The 20581-nt window shown below is 63.4% G+C and carries 18 protein-coding genes; 7 read left to right on the forward strand and 11 right to left on the reverse strand.

Annotated features, from left to right (window positions below):
- Nucleotides 1–69 precede the first annotated feature (69 nt).
- From HMPREF2967_RS00305 to serS, 6 genes are all read right to left on the reverse strand, one after another.
- Nucleotides 70–915 (reverse strand): Cof-type HAD-IIB family hydrolase, encoded by an 846-nt coding sequence (locus HMPREF2967_RS00305; protein ID WP_070523840.1) that lies wholly within the window; start codon nucleotides 913–915, stop codon nucleotides 70–72.
- Between the two features lie 115 nt (nucleotides 916–1030).
- On the reverse strand, nucleotides 1031–2578 hold the full coding sequence (gene glpK / locus HMPREF2967_RS00310) for a glycerol kinase GlpK (RefSeq protein ID WP_070523843.1): 1548 nt from the start codon (nucleotides 2576–2578) through the stop codon (nucleotides 1031–1033).
- A gap of 24 nt (nucleotides 2579–2602) precedes the next feature.
- Nucleotides 2603–3340, reverse strand: coding sequence for an MIP/aquaporin family protein (locus tag HMPREF2967_RS00315; protein ID WP_070684489.1), 738 nt, complete (start codon nucleotides 3338–3340; stop codon nucleotides 2603–2605).
- Nucleotides 3341–3415: 75 nt separating this feature from the next.
- On the reverse strand, nucleotides 3416–5140 hold the full coding sequence (locus tag HMPREF2967_RS00320) for a glycerol-3-phosphate dehydrogenase/oxidase (RefSeq protein WP_070684490.1): 1725 nt from the start codon (nucleotides 5138–5140) through the stop codon (nucleotides 3416–3418).
- A 331-nt stretch (nucleotides 5141–5471) separates the two neighbouring features.
- Complete coding sequence (locus HMPREF2967_RS00325) at nucleotides 5472–7166, reverse strand: lysophospholipid acyltransferase family protein (protein ID WP_070684491.1); 1695 nt, start codon at nucleotides 7164–7166, stop codon at nucleotides 5472–5474.
- Between the two features lie 94 nt (nucleotides 7167–7260).
- Nucleotides 7261–8523 carry a serine--tRNA ligase gene (serS, locus tag HMPREF2967_RS00330; protein WP_070531816.1) on the reverse strand — a complete coding sequence of 421 codons (1263 nt, stop codon included), beginning with the start codon at nucleotides 8521–8523 and terminating at the stop codon, nucleotides 7261–7263.
- 66 nt (nucleotides 8524–8589) lie between these two features.
- Between serS and HMPREF2967_RS00335 the strand changes: the two genes are divergently transcribed.
- The 3 genes from HMPREF2967_RS00335 to HMPREF2967_RS00345 all read left to right on the forward strand — a co-directional run bounded on the left by HMPREF2967_RS00335 (nucleotide 8590) and on the right by HMPREF2967_RS00345 (nucleotide 10901).
- Complete coding sequence (locus tag HMPREF2967_RS00335) at nucleotides 8590–9321, forward strand: GntR family transcriptional regulator (protein ID WP_198530998.1); 732 nt, start codon at nucleotides 8590–8592, stop codon at nucleotides 9319–9321.
- A gap of 72 nt (nucleotides 9322–9393) precedes the next feature.
- The gene (locus HMPREF2967_RS00340; RefSeq protein WP_070684493.1) at nucleotides 9394–10524 is read left to right on the forward strand and encodes a septum formation family protein; all 1131 of its coding nucleotides are present in this window, start codon (nucleotides 9394–9396) and stop codon (nucleotides 10522–10524) included.
- 29 nt (nucleotides 10525–10553) lie between these two features.
- A complete protein-coding gene (locus HMPREF2967_RS00345; protein WP_070684494.1) occupies nucleotides 10554–10901 on the forward strand; it encodes a metallopeptidase family protein in 348 nt (115 codons plus the stop codon).
- Nucleotides 10902–10924: 23 nt separating this feature from the next.
- Here HMPREF2967_RS00345 and HMPREF2967_RS00350 read toward each other — a convergent pair whose 3' ends face one another.
- Entirely contained in the window at nucleotides 10925–11572 is a 648-nt protein-coding gene (locus HMPREF2967_RS00350) for a histidine phosphatase family protein (RefSeq protein ID WP_070531803.1), read from the reverse strand.
- A gap of 11 nt (nucleotides 11573–11583) precedes the next feature.
- Nucleotides 11584–12489: a prephenate dehydratase gene (gene pheA, locus HMPREF2967_RS00355; protein WP_070531800.1), complete on the reverse strand. Its 906-nt coding sequence runs from the start codon at nucleotides 12487–12489 to the stop codon at nucleotides 11584–11586.
- Between the two features lie 41 nt (nucleotides 12490–12530).
- Between pheA and HMPREF2967_RS00360 the strand changes: the two genes are divergently transcribed.
- The 3 genes from HMPREF2967_RS00360 (at nucleotide 12531) to HMPREF2967_RS00370 (ending at nucleotide 15867) form a co-directional block, all read left to right on the forward strand.
- Nucleotides 12531–13676, forward strand: a complete 1146-nt coding sequence (locus tag HMPREF2967_RS00360) for an amidase (protein WP_070684495.1) — start codon at nucleotides 12531–12533, stop codon at nucleotides 13674–13676.
- Complete coding sequence (locus tag HMPREF2967_RS00365; RefSeq protein ID WP_070684496.1) at nucleotides 13673–14371, forward strand: CPBP family intramembrane glutamic endopeptidase; 699 nt, start codon at nucleotides 13673–13675, stop codon at nucleotides 14369–14371. Before HMPREF2967_RS00360 ends, HMPREF2967_RS00365 begins: the two co-directional genes overlap by 4 nt.
- Nucleotides 14372–14463: 92 nt before the next feature.
- Entirely contained in the window at nucleotides 14464–15867 is a 1404-nt protein-coding gene (locus HMPREF2967_RS00370; protein WP_232770538.1) for an LCP family protein, read from the forward strand.
- 106 nt (nucleotides 15868–15973) lie between these two features.
- On the opposite strand, the gene HMPREF2967_RS00375 is transcribed toward HMPREF2967_RS00370, so the two are convergent.
- Genes HMPREF2967_RS00375 through HMPREF2967_RS00385 form a run of 3 tightly spaced genes read right to left on the reverse strand, consistent with a single transcriptional unit; the run spans nucleotide 15974 to nucleotide 18576 of the window.
- Nucleotides 15974–16903: a DUF5926 family protein gene (locus HMPREF2967_RS00375; protein WP_070523878.1), complete on the reverse strand. Its 930-nt coding sequence runs from the start codon at nucleotides 16901–16903 to the stop codon at nucleotides 15974–15976.
- A 21-nt stretch (nucleotides 16904–16924) separates the two neighbouring features.
- Nucleotides 16925–17629, reverse strand: coding sequence for a glycerophosphodiester phosphodiesterase family protein (locus HMPREF2967_RS00380; protein ID WP_070523881.1), 705 nt, complete (start codon nucleotides 17627–17629; stop codon nucleotides 16925–16927).
- On the reverse strand, nucleotides 17629–18576 hold the full coding sequence (locus HMPREF2967_RS00385) for an L-lactate dehydrogenase (RefSeq protein WP_070523884.1): 948 nt from the start codon (nucleotides 18574–18576) through the stop codon (nucleotides 17629–17631). The genes HMPREF2967_RS00380 and HMPREF2967_RS00385 overlap by 1 nt, the downstream gene beginning before the upstream one ends.
- A gap of 140 nt (nucleotides 18577–18716) precedes the next feature.
- Between HMPREF2967_RS00385 and HMPREF2967_RS00390 the strand changes: the two genes are divergently transcribed.
- On the forward strand, nucleotides 18717–20558 hold the full coding sequence (locus HMPREF2967_RS00390) for an alpha/beta-hydrolase family protein (protein ID WP_070684497.1): 1842 nt from the start codon (nucleotides 18717–18719) through the stop codon (nucleotides 20556–20558).
- Nucleotides 20559–20581 lie beyond the last annotated feature (23 nt).

Genomic DNA, 20581 nt, shown 5'->3' on the forward strand with positions numbered 1-20581 from the left:
CACCCCGCTACGCACCCCGAAACCGGAAGAGCCACTAAAACACCACCACACACCCCGCAACCGGAGATATCAGAACCAGCGCTCGAGGACCTTTGCCACACCTGCTTGATGGTGCGGCAGCGTCACTGCATCTGCAGCGGCCACGACATCCGGATGCGCATTCTCCATGGCAACACCGCACCCGGCCCACTCAAGCATCTCGATATCGTTGGGCATATCACCAAAGGCGATGATGTCTTCGCGGGCGATACCGTGATGCTCGGCCAGCCACTTCACTCCGCGGCGCTTCGTCACGTTGGGGGCCGCAACCTCTAGAACGCCCTCGGACATCGAGTAGGTCACGTGAGCAAGCTCGGAATCAATGTGCGGCGCGATGAGTTCGTAGAGTTCCGGCGCCGAGAACGCGGTATTACGAATCAACAGCTTGACCGCCGGTCGAGACACCAACTCCCCCACGCTCACCAGCCCGAAGCCCTCAAAGAGCGCGTTCTCTGAATAGTGCGATTCCACCACGAAGAGTTCCTCAACCGGGTCCAAGACCGAGCCTCCCGCGCGCTCCGCCCCGAAGCCAACCCCGCCATGCGGTTCGAGCACCTTTGCAGCGACCTTCACGGTTTCAGCGAGGGCCTCAGGCGAAAGCTCGTGGGCGGAGAGAACGCGGTCCTCCGCCGAGTCATAAATCACCGCACCATTTGATGTCACGCAGACTGGGCGCACGGTCAGCTGCTCGAGCACGGGCATGATCCACCGGAAGGGGCGCCCAGTTGCCAGCGCAAACTCGCTGCCCGCGGCGACCGCACGGGCCACAGCTTCGCGGTTTCGCTTGGGCACCCGGTGGTTTCGGTCCAACAAAGTACCGTCGATATCGCTGATGATGAGGCGCGGAGCGTGGTCCGAGAATACTTCATTGGCCATAGCCCCGAGTCTACGTCAGGTTGAGACACACGACGGCACGGATAAGCGCCCAACGACGAAAGCGGCCGCCACGAGATTACTCGTCACGGCCGCGTCCTCGTGCGTCGTTCAGGTCTTAGGCAATCACGTCGTCATCGTCCACGTCTTCCCAGTTCAGGGAACGCTTGATGGCGCGCTTCCAATCGCGGTAGAGAGCCTCGACTTCTTCCTTTTCGCGTTGCGGCTTCCACACCTTGAAGTCACCCTGCTGGGAGCTCAGCACGCTGAGGTCATCCCAGAAGCCGGAGTCAAGGCCCGCGGCGAATGCAGCACCGGTGGCGGTGGTCTCCACGTTCTTCGGGCGGTGCACCTCCACGCCAAGCATGTCCGCTTGGAACTGCATGAGCAGCTCGTTCATCGTCATGCCGCCGTCGACGCGCAGCTCGGTGATCTCCACGCCGGAGTCCGCCACCATGGCATCGGCGACGTCGCGAGTCTGGTACGCCGTGGACTCGAGGACCGCGCGGGCCAGGTGTTTGCGGTTGGCAAAGCGGGTCAGGCCCACGATGACACCGCGGGCATCCGGGCGCCAGTACGGGGCGAACAGACCAGAGAAGGCAGGAACGATGTAGACGCCACCGTTGTCCTTAACCTCACGGGCCATGTTCTCGATGGAGGCAGAGTTCGGGATGATCTGCAGGTTATCGCGCAGCCATTGCACCAGGGAACCGCCCATGGACACGGACCCTTCGAGCGCATAGACAGGGCGCTCGCCCTCGCGCTGGAAGCACACGGTGGTGAGCAGGCCGTTCTCGGAGAACTTCGGGGTAGTACCGGTGTTGAGCAGGAGGAACAGGCCGGTACCGTAGGTATTCTTGGCGGAACCCGGGCGGAAGCAGCCCTGGCCGAACATGGCGGCCTGCTGGTCACCTAAAATGGCGCGAATCGGCACGCCGGCCAGCGAGCCGCGCTCGCGCACGGTTCGGAAGTCACCCAGGGACGGGCGGATCTCCGGGAGCATGGACGTCGGGATACCCATCTCCTTGCACAGTTCCTCATCCCACTCGAGCTTCTCGATGTCCATGAGCAAGGTGCGCGAGGCATTGGTGACGTCGGTGGCGTGCAGGGCCTCCTGGCCGTTGTCACCGTCCGCACCGCCGGTGAGGTTCCACAGCAGCCAGGTATCGATGGTGCCGAAGAGCAGCTCGCCCTTTTCAGCGCGCTCGCGCGCGCCCTCGACGTTATCGAGGATCCACTTCACCTTCGGACCGGCCGGGTAGGAGTTGATAATGAGGCCGGTGCGGCGGCGCCACTTGTCCGCGCCCTCGTCGCCGGCGAGTTCCTTACAAATCTCGGTGGTGCGGGTGTCCTGCCAGACAATGGCGTTGTACACCGGCTTGCCCGTGTTCTTGTCCCACACAACGGTGGTCTCACGCTGGTTAGTAATACCGAGGGCGGCGATGTCTTCGACGTTGATGTCGCCGTTGGCCAAAGCCTCACCCACCGCGCGGCGGGTGTTACTCCAGATTTCCTCCGGGTCATGCTCGACCCAGCCCTTCTCCGGGAAGATCTGCTCGTGCTCGAGCTGGCCGACGGACACCTGTTCGCCGTCGTGGTTGAAAATAATGCAGCGGGTAGACGTGGTTCCCTGATCAATTGCTGCAACGTAGCTCTTGGTAGACATTGTTTTCTCCTTGTCGGGGTTGGTTTAAAGAACCATGGACAACAGGCCAACGGCGACGGCCGCCAGCATCGGTGCAACTACCGGGACCCATGCATAGCCCCAGTTGGCGTCTCCCTTGTCCTTGATGGGAAGGAAGAAGGCGTACATGATGCGGGGACCAAGGTCACGGACCGGGTTAATCGCGTAGCCGGTGGCGGTGCCGAGGGACAGACCAATAGAGACGATGACGAAGGCAACACCGAAGTAGCTCAGCGGCCCCAGCTCGCCGCCGGTTGGGCCGAAGGCGATGAACATGAGCAGCACGCAGGTAGCGATGAACTCGGTGACCGCGTTCCACCCATTATTCGGGTGCGCAGGCTTGGTAAAGAAGATGCCCCCGGTGTTCTTGTTGGCGCCGGTGACGTTGCCGGCTTCGTCGAGATTGTTGGCGTCGAAAAGCTGCTTAAAGGTAGCCCAGGCAAGGAATGCACCAAGCATGGCGCCGAGAATCTGCCCCAGCAGGTAGTAGGGAACGAGGCCCCACTCGAGGGAACCATTCACGGCCAGCATGATGGTGACCGCCGGGTTGAGGTGGCCGCCGGTGGGGTCGGCAACACTAGCGCCGATGAAGACCGCGAGGCCCCAGCCCATAGCGATGACGATCCAGTCCGAACCGCGCGCGCCTGAGGTGCGGAGGTTCACAACGGCGCACACGCCGTTGCCGAGCAGGAGCAGCAGCGCAGTGCCGATGAACTCCCACAGGAATGCATCCATTCCGGTCATTAGATGTCCTTTCTTATCTGCCTAGGCCAAGGGCCCAGCGAGGGAAAACCACCTCTCGCTGGGCCCCTGTGACTTTTAGGCTTCTTCCTTGGTGGCTCGTGCGCTTCCTGCGCGCTCGAGGATGTCGTTTGCTTCACGGTCGGTCAGCGCTGCCTCGGCGGCGAGCTCTGCCTCGGTGTGCTTGGTGAAGTGGGAGACTTCGCGCTCAATATCGGCCTGATCCCAGCCCAGCAGCGGGGCAACGAATTCAGCGATCGGCTGCGCAGCGGCGACGCCGCGGTCGGCGAACTCGATGGCCACGCGCAGACGACGGGTCACGATGTCGTCGATGTGCAGGGCGCCCTCGTGGGTGACGGCGTAGCGAACCTCAGCCCAGATGTAGCTCTCGGCGCCTGGAACCGGCTCGAGCAGCGTGGCGTCCTCAGCAGCCGGGGCCAGCACCTCACCGATCAGAGAGCCATAGCGGCCGAGCAGGTGCTCGATGCGGTCCTCGCTGAGGTTATAGCGGCGAGCCAGCGCCGGTACCTGGTTGGCCAGCGCGTGGTAGCCATCCGCGCCCAGAATCGGGGTGCGCTCGGTAACGGACTCGGACACCTTAGTACCCAGCTCCTTCACGGCCAGGTCCACGGCGTCCTTACCAATGACGCGGTAGGTGGTGTACTTGCCGCCGGCGACGGAAACCATGCCGGGTGCCACGCGGGCCACGGCGTGGTTGCGGGAGAGGTTGGTGGTGGAATCGGACTTGCCGGACAGCAGCGGGCGCAGGCCGGAGTACACGCCGACGATGTCATCGCGGGTGATCTTGTTGCGCACGCGCTGGTTGACCTGGTCCAGGATGTAGTCAATATCCGCCTTGGTCGGGGCCGGATCCGGCAGGGATAGGCCCTTTTCCCAATCGGTGTCGGTGGTACCGATGATCCAGTATTCGCCCCACGGGATGACGAAGAGCACGGACTTTTCGGTGACGAAGCACAGCGCGGCTTCCGCGTCGAGGGCATCCTTCGGAACCACGATGTGCACACCCTTGGAGGCATGAACCGTGAATTTTCCTTCGACGCCTGCCATCTGCTGAATCTTGTCGTTCCACACGCCGGTCGCGTTGATGAAAACCTTGCCCTTGACGGTGGCCTCGCGGCCGGTTTCCAGGTCGCGGACCTTCGCAGCGGTGACGCGCCCGCGGGCGTCCTTCTCAAAGCCAATGACCTCAGTGCCGGTACGCACGTTGGCCCCGTATTCGGCGGCGGTGCGCAGGACGGTCATGGTGTGGCGGGCGTCGTCGACAAGCGTGTCGTAGTAGCGCACGCCACCGACGACGGCGTCCTCCTTGAGGCCCGGGGTCACCTTCAGCACGCCCTTGCGGGTGAGGTGCTTCTGCATCGGAACGCTCTTGGCGCCGCCCATGAGGTCATAGAGGGTAAAGCCGCCAAACATCATGACGCGCTCCCAGCCGCGGTGGGTCAGCGGGAAGATGAACTTCAGCGGCTTCACCAGGTGCGGTGCGAGGGTGGACATGTTGAGCTCGCGCTCCTTGAGGGACTCCGCCACCAGGCGGAAATCAAACATGGCCAGGTAGCGCAGGCCACCGTGGAACATCTTGGAGGAGCGCGACGAGGTGCCAGCGGCGAAGTCGCGGGCCTCGAGCACAGCCGTCTTCAGGCCACGAGTGGCCGCATCCACGGCGGCGCCGGCGCCTACGGAACCTCCGCCGATGATGACGACGTCATAGTCCTCGGTGGAGTAGTCATTCCAGGTCTTTTCAAAATACTCAGGGTTGAAGCTTGTAATACTCGTCGTGGTCATTGTTGACTGAGTCTCCTCTCTCGCTGCACGGCGTCAGAAAGTCCTGTCCAGTTGACGGATTGCGCAGCATAATGTGCTCATCCACCACGAGCGCCCTGCTCACCGATGCCTCGGCTACCTGCCCGAGAGGCGGATGAGGAAGAAGTTTTCTCCCAAAGCCAATGCTATATATCACCTGGATTTCTCTCCGGAGACGCTACTCACACGTAGGTTCCGGTGGCGTAAGCTGGCGTTTTTAAGGCATTCCATAGGTGAACAAAATAAAATAACACCCCCTTGCGGGGGTGTTTGCGGACTTTTGCAACCCTCGGCACGCCGAGGATGTTAACGCCTATTCCTTCTCACGCTGCAGGCGTGCCATCGCCTCCAGCACCTCAGCAATGCCATAACGCTCCGAGGAATACGTCACCGCACGGGCAGCCTTAATCACCTCAATGGGGGCAGTCTCCAGCGCCACCATATGCACAGCGACGCCTTCCCCACCCTCCGCAAAGGTCTCATCCCCTGGCTCGTTGGCAAAGAACAAGAGATCCTTGGGCTCGGCGCCGATCTTCTTCACCACGGCTGCCAACCCCTCCGCCGGCGAAGCCGCGGTCACCACCGCGCCACCGGGAGCATCGTTGAACTGCACCCCTTCGGCCCCGTCCGCGCAGGCAATGCGCCAGCAGGTTTGGGGGAGATCCCCAAAAGCCGCAGCATCCAGCACCTCGCCCTGCGGCGAAATCACGATCACTTCCTCAACCTGCGGGTGCAGTTGTACAAGCGCCTCCTGGAGCCGCTTCGAAATCTCGCCGTTCTCCATGCTCAACGCACTCTGATCCGCCGCAATAACCCGCGGCGCTTCAGAATATTCAGCCTTCACCCGGTGAGGCAGGCGGGAAACGATGATGCGCGATTGCGTCGCCGCAGACAGCAAGCCCTGCTCCACCACGGATCCGGCGAAAATCTCCTTGCTGCTCGCCGTCATCGAGGCCTGGGCTTCCATCACGTCGGATTTCAGTTGCGCCATGACCTCCGTGACCTTGTCGCGGCCTTCCCCGACGCCGCGCATGGCTTCCTCAACCACCGAGTTGAGGTTCTCCTTGATCCACTCGAGGGTTTCCGGCGCAGTACGCGGGCGATTCTTCTCTGCGGCGTCGGCTCCAGCTTCTGCGGTACCGGTTTCCTCGTTACTGCCCGGCTTCATCAGCGCCATCCGGTCGCGCATAAGCTCCACGGTGGCCTCAGAGACACGGTCCTTAAGGCTTGTCAGATCATCGCGCAGCCGACGCACGCGGTAGCGCTCGGACTCCACCTCGGAGTCCTTTGCCTCTGCCTCCTCCAGCGTTGGTGCCCCACCACCTTTGCGGGCTGGAACCCAGAACTCCCCGGCTGGCATCGGACCAAACTCCGCCTCGTAGTCGGCCCACAGGCCCTCCAGGGCCTCCTGCATCCGGCGGCGCACCTCAGCGATGTCCGCGTCAAAGTCACCCGTCGTGTAATAAGGCTCCAAGGCCTTGATCAGCACAGGCGCCTTCGTGCGGCCCAGGTGCTTCTTCTGCCCCTTCGTCCACAGGCGCTGGGAGCCAAAGATAACCTGCGGAATAATCGGCACCCCCGCGCCATGAGCAATCCGCGCCGCGCCATTGCGCATGCTGCGAATCTCGAAGCTGCGGGAAATCGTTCCTTCCGCGAACACCCCAACGAGCTCCCCGCTCTTGGCCAGCTCAATGCCCTTCACAATCGACGCCCCACCATCGATGCGGTCCACCGGCACATGGCCCATCAGCCGAAAAAGTTGTCCTGCCACCGGCGTCTTAAAAATAGAGGCCTTAGCCAGGTAGCGCACCAAGCGGCGCTTGCGATACGCCAGGAAAGCCCCAAAGAGAAAATCCATGTAGCCGGTGTGATTGCACACGATGACGGCCCCGCCCTTATCCGGGATATTCTCCTCCCCGGACAGGCGCATCTTGAGCCCCTGAGCAATAGTCACCCCGCGCCCGATGTGCGTGATCTGCCGGTAAAGGAAGTTAGCCACAACGCTCATAGTGCTCCAAATGCTTAAGACCTCGCCGCCGGTGGAAGGCAGCAAGGAGGGGACAAAAGTAAGCGGCGCGCGAGCCGCCGTGCGCCGCGTTCTTCTAGGAGTTTACGGGGTACAGAACGTCCTTGCCCACGAATGGGCGCAGTGCCTCCGGAACCACGACGGAGCCGTCTGCCTGCTGGTGGTTCTCCAGAATGGCCACGAGCCAGCGGGTGGTAGCCAGGGTGCCGTTGAGCGTAGCGGCGTACTGGGTCTTGCCGTTCTCATCGCGGTAGCGCGTGGACAGGCGGCGGGCCTGGAAGGTGGTGCAGTTCGAGGTCGAGGTGAGCTCGCGGTAGGTCTCCTGAGTCGGCACCCACGCCTCGTTATCGAACTTGCGCGCCGCGGAGGAGCCCAGATCCCCGCCCGCGATGTCGATGGTGCGGTAGGGAAGCTCCATCGCCGCGAGCATGTCCTTTTCCATGTTCAGCAGCTTCTGGTGCATCTCCTCGGCGTCTTCCGGCTTGCAGTAGACAAACATCTCCAGCTTGTCGAACTGGTGCACGCGCAGGATTCCGCGGGTGTCCTTGCCGTGAGAACCCGCCTCGCGGCGGAAGCAGGAGGACCAGCCCGCATACTGCAGCGGCCCCTTCGACAGGTCGATGATTTCTTCCTTGTGGTAGCCGGCCAGAGCCACCTCGGAGGTACCAACCAGGTAGAGATCATCCGCCGGCAGGTAGTAGATCTCATCCGAGTGCTGGCCCAGGAAGCCGGTGCCTTGCATGACGTCCGGGCGCACGAGCACCGGCGGGATCATGAGCTGGAAACCGGCCTCGCGGGCCTTCTGCGCAGCCAACATCAGCATCCCCAGCTGCAGGAAGGCTCCATCGCCGGTGAGGTAGTAGAAACGTGCGCCGCCGACTTTGGCGCCCCGCTTGACGTCGATAAGCCCCAGCGTTTCACCCAATTCCAGGTGATCCTTTGGCTCGAAGTCGAACTGCGGCTTCTCGCCGACCTCCTCGAGCACGATGAAGTCATCCTCACCACCCGCCGGGGCGCCCTCCACCACGTTGGAGAGCTGGTACTGCAGCTCCGTCACCTTGGCCTCGGCTGCGGCCGCTTCCTCGCCGGCCGCCTTGACCTTCTCCTTCAGCTCGTTAGAGCCCTCCAGCAGCGCGGGGCGCTCCTCCGGGGAGGCCTGGCCAATCTTCTTACCAAAGGCCTTCTGCTCCGAGCGCAGCTGGTCCGCCTTCACAATGGCCGCACGGCGCTGTTCATCGGCGGCGAGCAGCTGGTCCACCAAGGCGGGGTCCTCCCCACGGGTTACCTGGGAGGCGCGGACGACATCGGGATTTTCGCGAAGAAACTTGAGATCAATCACGCCGGTTAGTCTAGCGCACGGCCATACCTTTGCGCTGGTAATAACCAGCGGATTATCATGGATAACATGGCACCTCACATTATTACCGACGGCCCCGTGCCCAAGCACGCTCAGCTGCGGGATATTCTCTCCGAGCTCTGCCGAACCACTCTCAAACCCGGTGACATCCTTCCGGGCGAGCGTATCCTCGAGGAAACATACGGCGTTTCCCGCATCACCGTGCGCCGCGCCATCGGCGACCTAGTAGCTGAAGGCCGCCTGCGCCGCGTGCGAGGAAAAGGCACCTTCGTGGCCCCCAACCCGCTGGTCTCCCGGCTTCATTTGGCCTCCTTTTCTGATGAGATGGGCTATCAGAAAGTACAGGCCTCCTCGCGCATCCTGCTGGGTGAACGCAGCGCCGCCCCCGGTGACGTCTGCGCCTTTTTCGGTACGGAAGCCTCGGTTTCCCATACCCACCTGCGGCGCCTGCGCTTGGGCGATGGCGAGCCTTATTCCATCGACGATGGCTGGTATAACTCTGCCTTCGCGCCCACGCTGCTGGAAAATGACATCTACAACTCCGTCTACTCGATTTTGGATAACACCTTTAAGGTCCCCATCACCGAGGCCGAACAAACCGTCACCGCCGTGGCAGCTGAGGAGGACATCGCCGAGCTTCTCGACGTCTCACCGGGCACCCCGCTCCTGCACATCACCCGCCTCGCCCGCTCCGGGGACCGCCCGGTTGAATGGTGTTCCTCGGTCTACCGCACCGACCGCTACCGGCTCACAACACACGTCTCCCGCTCGCGCATCTAGTGATTCTCCCGCCGCCTTAGCCTTGGGCGGGCTAGAAGCCTGAGCCGTTGAGGGGGTAGTATGAAGAGTTCTATGAGCACTTCATCTGCGTGGCGCTCCGCCTCCGCCATCCGCGTCGTCCTCGTTGCTGCCGTGGCCGCGGCCGTCTTCTTGGCGTTCTACGGTCTCTTCAGTGGCGGGCCAACTGGCACCGATTCGGCCGCACATGACTCCGCTTCCCCCAGCGCCGACGGTAGCCAGGCCGCTGATTCCTCCGAAGGCGAAGCCGCATCCTTCACCACCGCCTCCGCGGGCTCGTGTGTGACGTGGGATATCGCCCCGGACGGCACTGCCACAGGTTTTGAGCAGACCAGCTGCGATAAACCGCACCGCTTCGAGGTCTCCGCCCGAGAGGATCTCAGCGCCTACCCCACCAGCGAGTTCGGCCCCAACGCCAAGCGACCAGACGTCACGCGGCAAAACGCCCTGCGCGACGAGCTGTGCGAGGCCCCCACGGTGAGCTACCTCAACGGCAAATGGGATCCCAACGGACGCTACGACATTGCTTCCATCCTTCCGCCGGCTGGTTCCTGGGATCAGGGTGACCGCACCCTCCTGTGCGGCCTGCAGACTACCGACGCCAACGGCGTACCGCAGGAGTCCACGGGCAAGGTCAGCGAGGTGGACCAGGCGATCGTCGCCAAGCCCGGCGAATGCCGCAAGGTGGATGACAAACAGGTAGTCAGCACCGTGCCGTGCCAAGAGCCGCACCAGATGGAGACCGTGTCCGTCATCAGCCTGGCAGAGAAGTTCCCCGATGCTTACCCCAGCGATGAAGAGATGGATAAATTCCTCTCCGAAACGTGTACCCAAAACGCCATCGATTACCTGGGCGGCGAGGAGAACCTCTACCAATCCACGCTGCAGCCTTTCTGGGGCGCGATGAGCCGCGAATCGTGGGAGGGCGGCTCCCGCTCGGTGAATTGTTCCCTAATCCATATCAAGGATGGCCACTTCTCCGAGATCACCGGCTCTGCCACGGGCGGCCGTGAGGCCCTGAGCATTAATGGCGCCCCGCCCACGGAGCAGCCGAAGCGCAACCCATTGCGCGACCCGAATGCCCAGCCAGCCGAGCAGAACTCCCAGCAGGGCAGCGAGAATGCCCAGCCAGCCGGGCAGAACGCCGATCCCGCCGCACCTGAAGCCGTGGCACCGGCCCAATAACCCCCGTCCACTCAACAGGGAGTAAACACATGTACGAGGTCAGCGAGGAACGCTTCGAGGAATTAGTCGGCGAGGCCCTGGACAAGATCCCGGATCGCTTCGTCGATCAGATGCGCAACGTGGTGATCCTCGTCGAGGAAGAGCACCCGGATAACCCCAACCTTCTTGGGCTTTACGAGGGCGTGATGCTCACCCACCGCACGGCCTCACACACCGGCCACCTGCCAGATACCATCTCGATCTACCGGCAGCCTTTGCAGGCGATAAGCAACTCGGAAGAAGAGCTCGCCCACGAAGTCATGGTGACTGTCTTCCACGAGGTCGGGCACTACTTTGGTTTCGAGGAGGACCGTCTCCACGAGCTCGGCTGGGGGTAGGTACCTACCGTGGCCGCAATGAACTAAACTTCGGTATCCGCCCAGCGCCTCAGCACCCACTGGCCAAAGGGCTGGCCCTGCGGCTCCATGAGGGTGAAGCGGCAGTTGGGCATGTACCCGGTGTAGGCAAAATCGGGGTCCACGCCGCAGGCGTGCGTCGTCACCACACGAATGGCGGCGCCGTGGCTGACGACGACAATGTCTTCATCATCCTCCAGCTCAGCAGCGAGATCCTCCAGCACAGGCTGGTAGCGCCCCAACACGTCCACGTAGCTTTCACCGCCCGGCATTCGGGCCTCCGGGTCGCCGTCAACCCAGCCGCGCAGCGCCACCATGTACTCGCGGTGGGTATCCTCGCTGCCGCTCATCTCGTGTTCGCCGGCGAAGACCTCGTGCAGGCCCACGAGCACCTCCACCGGAACGCTGCGCTCATCGGCTGCCTCGCCGTATGTGCGGGCGGCCAGCATCGCCGTCTGCTGGGCGCGCAGGGCAATAGAACACACAAAGCGCACGCGGCGGCCGGCGCACAGCTCCGCCAACTCGCGGCCGACATCTTCCGCCTGGCCGCGGCCGCGCTCGGTGAGCTCGGCACCCGGCGGGCGGGTATCCATGATGCGGTCAATATTGGAATAGGTCTGGCCGTGGCGCAGGAGGATGATTCTTCCGGTCATGCTTCACCACACTATTGGCCGGTGCGCGCCTGCGCTACCCAGTCATCGGCCTCTTTCAGCCGCGCCAAATCCCGTGGGCCCTCCCCGAGTTTTACTGCGGAAGGCCAGGAGCCGACAAAAACGACGTTCTCCGCACGCAACCACAGCGCCCGCAAAGCCTCCGCCACCGGTTGGTCCTCGATGTGCCCGATGAGGTCGGCGTGGAAGCGGTAGTTACCGAAGACGGTGCGCAGCGGTCGGGATTCGATGCGGGAAAGATCCACCCCGCGGTGCGCGAATTCTTGGAGGGCGCCGACGAGGGAGCCGGGCTCGTTGGGCAGGGTGAAGATGACCGACGTCCTGTCGTTGCCGGTCCGCTCGGTCGGTTTTCCGGCTGGCCCCACCAGGACGAAGCGGGTCGTGGCCCCGGCAACGTCCGCGACATTCTCCGCAATCGAGTCCAGCCCGAAGACCTCCGCTGCCCGGGCAGGGGCAGCCGCAGTGTCCACCTCCCCGCGCGCCACGGCCTGCGCTGCCGCGCCATTCGACGCCGCCGGGACATACTCCACGTCCGGCAGGTTCTGCTCCAACCAACCGCGTACCTGCTGGTAGGCCACAGGATGCGTGGAGAAGGTTGTGTGGCTGGAACTGCCGGGGCGCACCAGAATGGAGAAGGACACCGGCAGGTCTACCTCGCGGTAGATCTGGACCCGGGAGCCGTCGGCAAGCGCGTCAAAAGTAGCCGTGACGGGTCCGTCCACGGAGTTCTCAATGGCCACGCAGGCATAGTCCGCCGCACCGGAGCGCACCGCCGCCAGCGCCTCGGCCGGCGAGCTCACCGGAAGGCCCTCGGGGGAGTCAAAGTCAGCGGCAAAATGCTGCATCGCCGCTTCTGTGAAGGTTCCGGCGGGCCCGAGGAATGCGATGGTGGTGCTCATGGCAGCAACTTTATCCCACTCAACTACTAGACTGAGCCGCCATGGAGAGAACCGAGTTCACACTGGACAAGCTGCGCGAGGATCTAGCGGGCCTGAGCCCTGCTGAGCACGGCTTCACGTATCTCGATCTCGAGCGCCGGCCACAGGCACACGGGCGCTTGAGCGGGTGGATTCTCTCGGTCAAGGATCTCAACGACGTCGCCGGCATGCCCACCACGCTCGGCCATGCCGAGCGTGCCTACGTGGCGGAGGAGACTGATCCTTTCGTGCAGGAGCTTATCGACGCCGGCGCGCGAGTCGTCGGCAAGTCCGCCGCACCCGAGCTGGGCCTGCGTGTGGACACCGAACCTGTCGGCCTGCCCCACCCGGATAATCCTCTCTATCCCGGCCATACGCCGGGCGGTTCCTCCGGCGGAGCGGCGGTCCAGGTGGCGCGTGGATTGCTGCGCGCCGCGCATGCCTCCGACGGTGGCGGTTCCATCCGCGTTCCGGCCGCTGCCTGCGGCGTCGTCGGGTTTAAGCCCGGCGGCGAGGACCTCTCGGTACAGGGCTTCATCACGCGCAGCATCGCCGATACCGCAACGCTGCACGGCCTTCGCCCGCGTGCCCGGCGCGCCCGCATCGGCGTGCTGACGGATCCTCTTTTCGCCGAGGTCGAGGTGGCCCCGCACATGCTGCGCGCGGTCGCGGAGGCCACCGCCACCTTTGAAGGCGCGGGTTTCGAAACCGTGGCCATTTCCCCCTATCCCCAGGCCGCGGCTACCTTTGAGGCCTTCCAGCATATCTTTAGCCGCCGGCTGGCTAGGCTTGACTTCGCGGAGGGTTACGCGGAATGGATTCGCGCGAAGGGCCGCCGAGTCACGGATTCCGAATTTGCCGCGGCCCGCGCCCACGCCGCTCAGCTACCGGAAATGCTGGCACAAGAGTGGGAAGTAGACGCCATCTTAAGCCCCATGCTGGCCTTCGATCCGCCCCGGCGCGGGCATTTCCTGGCGCTGGAGCACCAGGCCAACTTTGATGAGCAAACGCGGTGGTCACCGTGGGGTTCGTTGTTCAACGTAGCGCAGCTGCCCGCTATTTCCGTGCCGTGGCCGGTGCGCGATCATCCGCCGGTGGGCGTGCACTTGGGCTCGCTCACGCTTGATGATGCCTCCCTTCTCGGCCTCGCCCAGGTGCTTCACCCATGAGCGCGCGCTCACGCCTGCGGGCGGAAATACTCATCGTCCTCACCATCACCTTTGGTATTTCGGGTGTACGCGCCGCGTTGCGTCTGACCGATTCTCTGCTCAACCCGGCGCCGCTCAATGAGCAATCGGTCACCATCAACGCTTCGCAGTCAGCGACTACGTTGCTCGACCTCGCCTTCCAGCTGTGCAGTGCCGCGGTGCTCTTCGCGTGGGGAGCGCTTGCTCTGTACTTGATTTCTTCTCCACCCCGCCCGCAGTGGCGGGATGGCCTGCATGGCGCGGCGTTGGCGGCGGTAATCGGTCTGCCGGGTCTGGCGCTGTATTACATAGCGCTGCACTTCGGCTGGACCAAGGAGGTGGTGCCGGGGGCCTTCGATAGCTGGATTGAGATCCCCGTGCTGCTGATTAAATCCTTCGCTAATGCCTGGGCGGAGGAACTGGTGGTGGTCTACTGGTTCATGACCAGGCTCAAGCAGAGTGGTTGGGCCTTACCCGCAACGCTGGCCGCCTCCTCTATCTTGCGCGGTTCTTATCACCTCTACCAGGGAGTTTCCGCCGGCTTTGGCAATATCATCATGGGCCTGCTTTATGGCTGGTATTTCCACCGCACCGGGAAGGTATGGCCTCTGGTCATCGCGCATTTTCTTATCGATGCCATCGCCTTCGTCGGTTACGCACTCCTCTTCGGTGCCTAAGCGGTGCCCGGGACAGCGTCGCGCCGAAAAGACCACCACCGCGCCCTGTGGGATAGGTGGGGCGCAAGTGGTTTCGCGGTACAGTGTTCCCCATGACCTACCAAGGACGCGATCCCGAGCGCGAAGCTCGCCGTGCTGGCGAGCCCCACGGCACTCCCCGCCGCGCGGGCTCCGCTGATTCTGCGAGGCCTTCCCGCCCCTACGACCCGGCTGGCCCGCGCGCCTCACATGCCTCCGGCCAGGACGCGGGCGAATTTGTCCTTGGTGCTGATGGGCAGCCCTTGCGTGATCGCTACGGCCGTCCGGTGCGCCGCCGTCCATCCACACAGCGCAGCACGCCGTCTCATAATTCCCCACGCACCCAGCGTCCCAGCCCGCGTAGCTCACGGCCAGAGGAAACCCGCTTCGACGTCGACGCCTACATGGCCCAGCACTCCCCCGCTCGCCCAGCGCCCCACCAGAGCGCGCCCACCCGGGAACCTGCCGCCAGCGCATACCGGCGAAGCCCCGACGCACCGCCACGCAGCTACTCCCCACAGGCTCCCTCCCGCGGGCGTTCCGCGGGACGCCCACATAGCCGCCGCAAGAAGGTCAACCCGGCCAAGCAAGCTTTCGGTTGCTTGGGCTGGCTCGTCGTCATCGCCCTCGTCTTCATGGTGGCTTTTACCCTGTGGACGGATTCACGCCTCACCCGCATCGATGCCCTGCCCACCGAGCAGGTGGCGCAGACCTCTGGGACGAACTGGCTGTTGGTGGGCTCAGACTCCCGCCAGGGCCTCACCGAGGAACAACAGGCGGAGCTAGGCACCGGTGGCGATGTGGGCGTCGGCCGCACCGACACCATCATGCTTCTGCACATCCCCAGCTCCGGAAAGGCCGAGCTGGTCTCCATTCCACGCGATAGCTATGTCGACGTGCCAGGCTTCGGCATGGACAAGGTCAACGCCGCTTTCACTTACGGCGGCCCGCAGCTGCTGACCCAAACCGTGGAACAAGCCACCGGCCTCCACATCGACCACTATGCGGAGATCGGCATGGGCGGCTTGGCCAACGTCGTGGATTCCGTGGGCGGCGTGGATATCTGCGTTAAGGAGCCCATCAACGATCCGCTCGCCGGCATCGACCTCCAAGCGGGCTGCCAGAAGCTCCGCGGGCCAGATGCCCTCGGCTACGTGCGCACCCGCGCCACCGCGATGGGTGACTTGGACCGCGTGGAGCGCCAGCGCGAATTCTTCGCCGCACTGCTGGATAAGGCAACGTCTTTCTCCACCATCGGCAACCCCTTCAAGGCAATTTCACTGGTTAACCACACTGCCGACTCCTTCATCGTCAACGAGAAGGACCACGTCTGGCACCTTGCCCGCGTGGCGCTATCCATGGCCTCCGGCGTGGAAACAAAGACGGTTCCCATCGGCGGCTTCGAGGACACGGTCGTGGGCAACGTCGTCCTCTGGGACGACGCCGAGGCCCAAGCGCTCTGGGACTCCATGCGCTAAGGCTTCGGCCGGTCGTTTCGATCAAATAAGGCTCCAAAACCTTGTGGTTTTGGAGCCTTATTTGATCGTTTCGTACCCGCGCCTCGGGGGCGAAGGCACCGAGATACTAGCGCAGCGTCACCTGACGGGACTTGATGTTCTGCAGCTGCTTGCGCTCATCGGCGTCGAGGTTAGCGTCGTTGGAGATCTCCTCCTCCAGAGCTTTGTTCACGCGAGACAACTCTGCCTCGTAGGAATCGTGCGCAACCTCCGGGTCGAGGTCGAAGACCGGAGCGATGAGGCCGTGGGTACGGAAGACACCGGCAAACTTGGTATTCTCTCCCAGGTTGAGCTCACCGCGAGCGGCGATGCGCGCGAGGGCGTTAAGGAAAGCATTCTCGTCATCGCAGGGGCGGACCCAGCGGATGTGCGCCTTGCCGCCACCGGCGTTAGCCCAGAAGGCGGTGCCCACAAAGCCCTCGGCCTCCTGGCCTACCTGGTAGGATTCAATGACGGAATCGTTGGCGCGCTGCAGAGCCTGCGCCATCTGCGGCGGGACCTGCGCGCCTTCCGGCATCCACCACGCAAAGTCCTGGTAGACGTTGATCTCCAGCTCGGCGTCTTCCTCAAGCAGCTCCTTGAGCTCCGGCTGGGAGCCATCAGCAGCGGTGGACTCGAGGGTGGAACCCGGCGCGTTGTTCTTCACCCAGTTCAGGGCGAAAGCTAGGTCGCGGCCCGGGTTGTGCGTATGGGACTGCACCTGCAGGCCCACGAAGGCCTCGCCGCCGGACTCCTCATCACGGATGAGTGCCGCGGTAGCACCGGGCAGCACGGTGGAGACGTAAACGTCCTTGTCAAAGCCTTTCACAGACAGCTTCGCCGTTGCGGAAGGAACGAATTCCTGCAGGGCGACGAGGCTAGCCTCAGCGGCGAGCCCACCGAAGGGGCGGGGGTCCTTTTCCAGGGCAGCGCGCTCGGCGGCGCGGGCAGCGAGCTTAGCTTGGCGGCGGGACATGCCCTCCGGCAGCTGTTCGTTCTTCTTTTTCTTCTTGGCCATACTGAACAACTTACCTGTTCATTACAGCTCAATGGCATGCAGGGCCACTTCCGGCTGGTTCGTGGCGAGAATATCCACCCCATTGGCCCACGCCCACTTCATATCCTCGGGTTTATCGATGGTCCACATATACGTGGGCAGACCATGCGCGCCGATGGCACCTGGTTGGAGCTTGCCGCGCAGCAGCGACATGCCTAGGCCCGTGGGCTGCGATAACAGGATGTCCGGGCGGTTGAAATGGCGCTCCCAATCGCGGCGCAAATATATGCGGTCGATATGCGGGGCGAGCGCTGCCATTCGACGGATGGCCCGGTGGGAAAAGGAAATCATGTGGATCCGGGGGTCGTCGACAAGCCCTGCGTAGCGCAACCGCAGCACCATCTGTTCTTCGAGGATGTCGCCCTGCCCCGAGGGATGCTTGGTCTCGATGTAGAGGTGATGCTTCTTATCGCCGAGCATCTCGAGGAGCTCGTCGAGAAGCAGCATGCGCTGGCCACCACCGATCTTGAGGCGGCGCAGCTCCTCCCATGTCATGCGAGACACTCGGCCTGAGCCATTCGTGGTGCGGTCCAGGGTGGGATCATGGTGAACCACCACCTTGCCGTCGCTGCTCAGACGGATATCGCACTCGATGCCGTGAATGGGAAGCTCGAGCGCTTTTTCAAAGGCAAGAGGGGATAGCTCCGGATATTTCCCGGAGTATCCCCTGTGGGCGACAATCTTCACTAGCCGAAGATTTCTTCCTTGATGGTGTTGAGAGTGTTGAAGGAGTTCTCGAAGCGCTCCTTCTCGTGGTCATCGAGGGCCAGCTCGATAACACGGTTGACGCCGGAGCGGTCAACGATGGCCGGGGTGCCGATGAAGACATCCTCGTGGCCGTACTCACCCTGCAGGTAAGCGGAGACAGGAAGTGCGACAGCCTGGTTCTGAATGACCGCGCGGGTGATGCGGGCCAGGGCCATGCCGATGCCGTAGGAGGTGGAGCCCTTGGCGTCGATGATGTGGTAGGCGGCGTCGCGGGTGTCCTCGAAGATCTTCTCGATGCGCTCGTTGTAGCCCGGGTCCTTCTCAGAACGGTGGGACAGGGAGACACCAGCGATGTTGGCGGAGGAGACGACCGGCAGCTCGGAGTCACCGTGCTCGCCGATGATGTAGGCGTGGACGGAGGTCGGCGCCACGTCATCCATCTCAGAGAGCATGTAGCGGTAGCGGGCCGAGTCCAGGACGGTGCCGGAGCCGATGACGCGCTCGTGCGGGAAGCCGGAAGCCTTCCACACCGCGTAGGTCAGCAGGTCCACCGGGTTGGAGGCGACCAGGAAGATGCCGTCGAAGCCGTTCTTCATGACGTCACCCACGATGGAGTTCATGATCTTGACGTTCTTGTCCACGAGCTGCAGGCGGGTCTCGCCGGGCTTCTGAGCGGCGCCGGCGCAGATGACGACCATGGAGGCGTCCTTGCAGTCTTCGTAGGTGCCCTTGGTCACGCGGGTGCGGGACGGGGCCCAGACAACACCATGGTTGAGGTCCATGACGTTGCCCTCGAGCTTCTTTTCGTCGATGTCGATGATGGCCAGGTGGTCAACAGTTCCCTGGTTGACCAGAGCGTAGGCGTAAGCAACTCCAACGTCGCCCGCGCCGATGAGTACTACTTTGTTTCCAACATGATTTCCCATGCCTCCTATTGTGCCCCCAATGTCCGAATTTTGCTCGTTATGCGCCCGAATTCACAGACCCAGTAGTCCGATCTCACATTTTTATGTCTGATCGGACATCTATGGAGGCTGCGCTGCACGTCGAACCTAAAGCTGGTTCAATGGCCAGCATGCGTCAACTTGCGCGCCGCATCGCACTCAGAACCGCCCGCACGGGCCTTCAGGCTGCAATCTTTTCCCTGGAGATCATCAGCGATCTCACGCCCGGCATGCGCATGACTGGCCGGCGGCGCCTGCCACAAAACATGTGGCCCGGGCTCTTCGGCGCCGAAGTCGCAACGTGGGCAGCCGTCTCCCCTTCCCTTTTGCCCCGCCCGTGGTGGGTCACCGCCGCCAACGTGGCCATCGGCCAAGGCGCTGGACACCTCGCCGCGACCACCGCGGCCTTCGCTGCCAAGCGCGCGCTGCACCACGCTGGCCGACGCCCCCAGGACCGCGTCGGCCCCACCACTCGGCGCTATTCCTACTACGCACTTGGGGTTGGCACACTCGTCGCAGGCATACGCTCCCTGCGCAATCAGACGGAGCAAGCCCGGCTCGTGGGAAAGCTCAATGACCGCGGCCCGCAGTCCGCAGCACTGGGCATGGCCGTGGGCACGGCAGGCTACGGCGCCTTGCTCGTTGTGGGGGAGGCAGCCCAGCTCACCGTCACTCAGCTGTCCCTCCAGGTCCAGCGCTGGCTGCCCAGGTGGATTGCCTGGCCGCTAGCCGGCGGCGCGGTCGGCTTCGCCACAGCCCTGGTCAGCGACCGGATGGTGTGGCGTCGCTTGCTCCGCAAGGCCTCCGTCCAAGGCCTGGCGCTCAACAAGCTGGTATATCCGGGCTCCGCCATGCCGTGGGAGCCGGAGCGCTCTGGCAGCCCCTGGTCCCATGAGCCTTGGACGGCCGTCGGCTCACAGGGCAGAGCGTTTCTTGACCGCGGCCCGCGCGCCCAGGACATCAAGGAGGTCATGCACTTCGAGCGCGCCCACGAGCCAATTCGCATCTATATCGGACTCATTCGCGGTCGCGGCCCGCACGCCGCCGCACGCCACGCGGTGGCGGAGATGGACCGCACGGGTGCGTTCCACCGCGACACGATCGTGTTGCAAATGCCCTCCGGCTCAGGATGGATCAATAACTATGCGGTCAGTGGATACGAATTCCTCACGCGGGGCAATTGCGCCACCGTGGCCCTGCAATTCGACTACTTGCCTTCCATGTTTTCCTACCTGGTGGACAAGAACCTCTCCCGCACCTTTGCGCGCGAGCTCATCGCGGCCGTCCATGACCGCCTCGAGCTCCTCCCTGAGGACAACCGCCCCAAGTTGTATTTCAGCGGCGAGTCGCTGGGCTGCTATGCCATCGTGGAGAACTTTGAGACGCTCGAGGAACTCCTCGCCGCCTGCGATGGTGCGGTCTTCACCGGACCTCCGCGGATGACCAGCTTCATGCGGCGCCTGCACCGTGAACGCGGTTCCCTGGAACGCCTGCCGCTTATCGACGGCGGCCGGCACCTCCGCTTCGCCGCCGTTCCTGCCCACATGGAGCACGACGCCTTCGGCGAGCCTTATGGTCGCTGGGAACGCCCGCGCGTGGCGGTGGGCCAGCACGCCTCCGACGCCATCGTGTGGTGGGACAGCAAGCTCATCTACGCCCGTCCCAACTGGATCCACGAGCCCACCCCGCAGACCCTGTACGCGGATACCTTTAAGAATCTGCGTTGGCACCCGTTCATCACCTTCTGGCAGGTGGCCCTGGACCAGATCAACTCCCTCAACGTGCCCGGCGGCCACGGGCACAACTACTTCGAGGAGACCTTCTGGTACTGGGATTCCGTCCTTGGATCCCAAACGCGCACTCAACTCACCCCGGAATTAGCCGAGCGCATGCGGGTCTTCGTGGAGCGCGACCAGCTCAACAAACCTTCCGACTTCCGCACGCATGTGCGCAAACAGCTCTAGCCGGACGCACGTGCGCAAGCAGC

Source organism: Corynebacterium sp. HMSC059E07, from assembly GCF_001814395.1.
Taxonomy (GTDB): Bacteria; Actinomycetota; Actinomycetes; order Mycobacteriales; family Mycobacteriaceae; genus Corynebacterium; species Corynebacterium hesseae.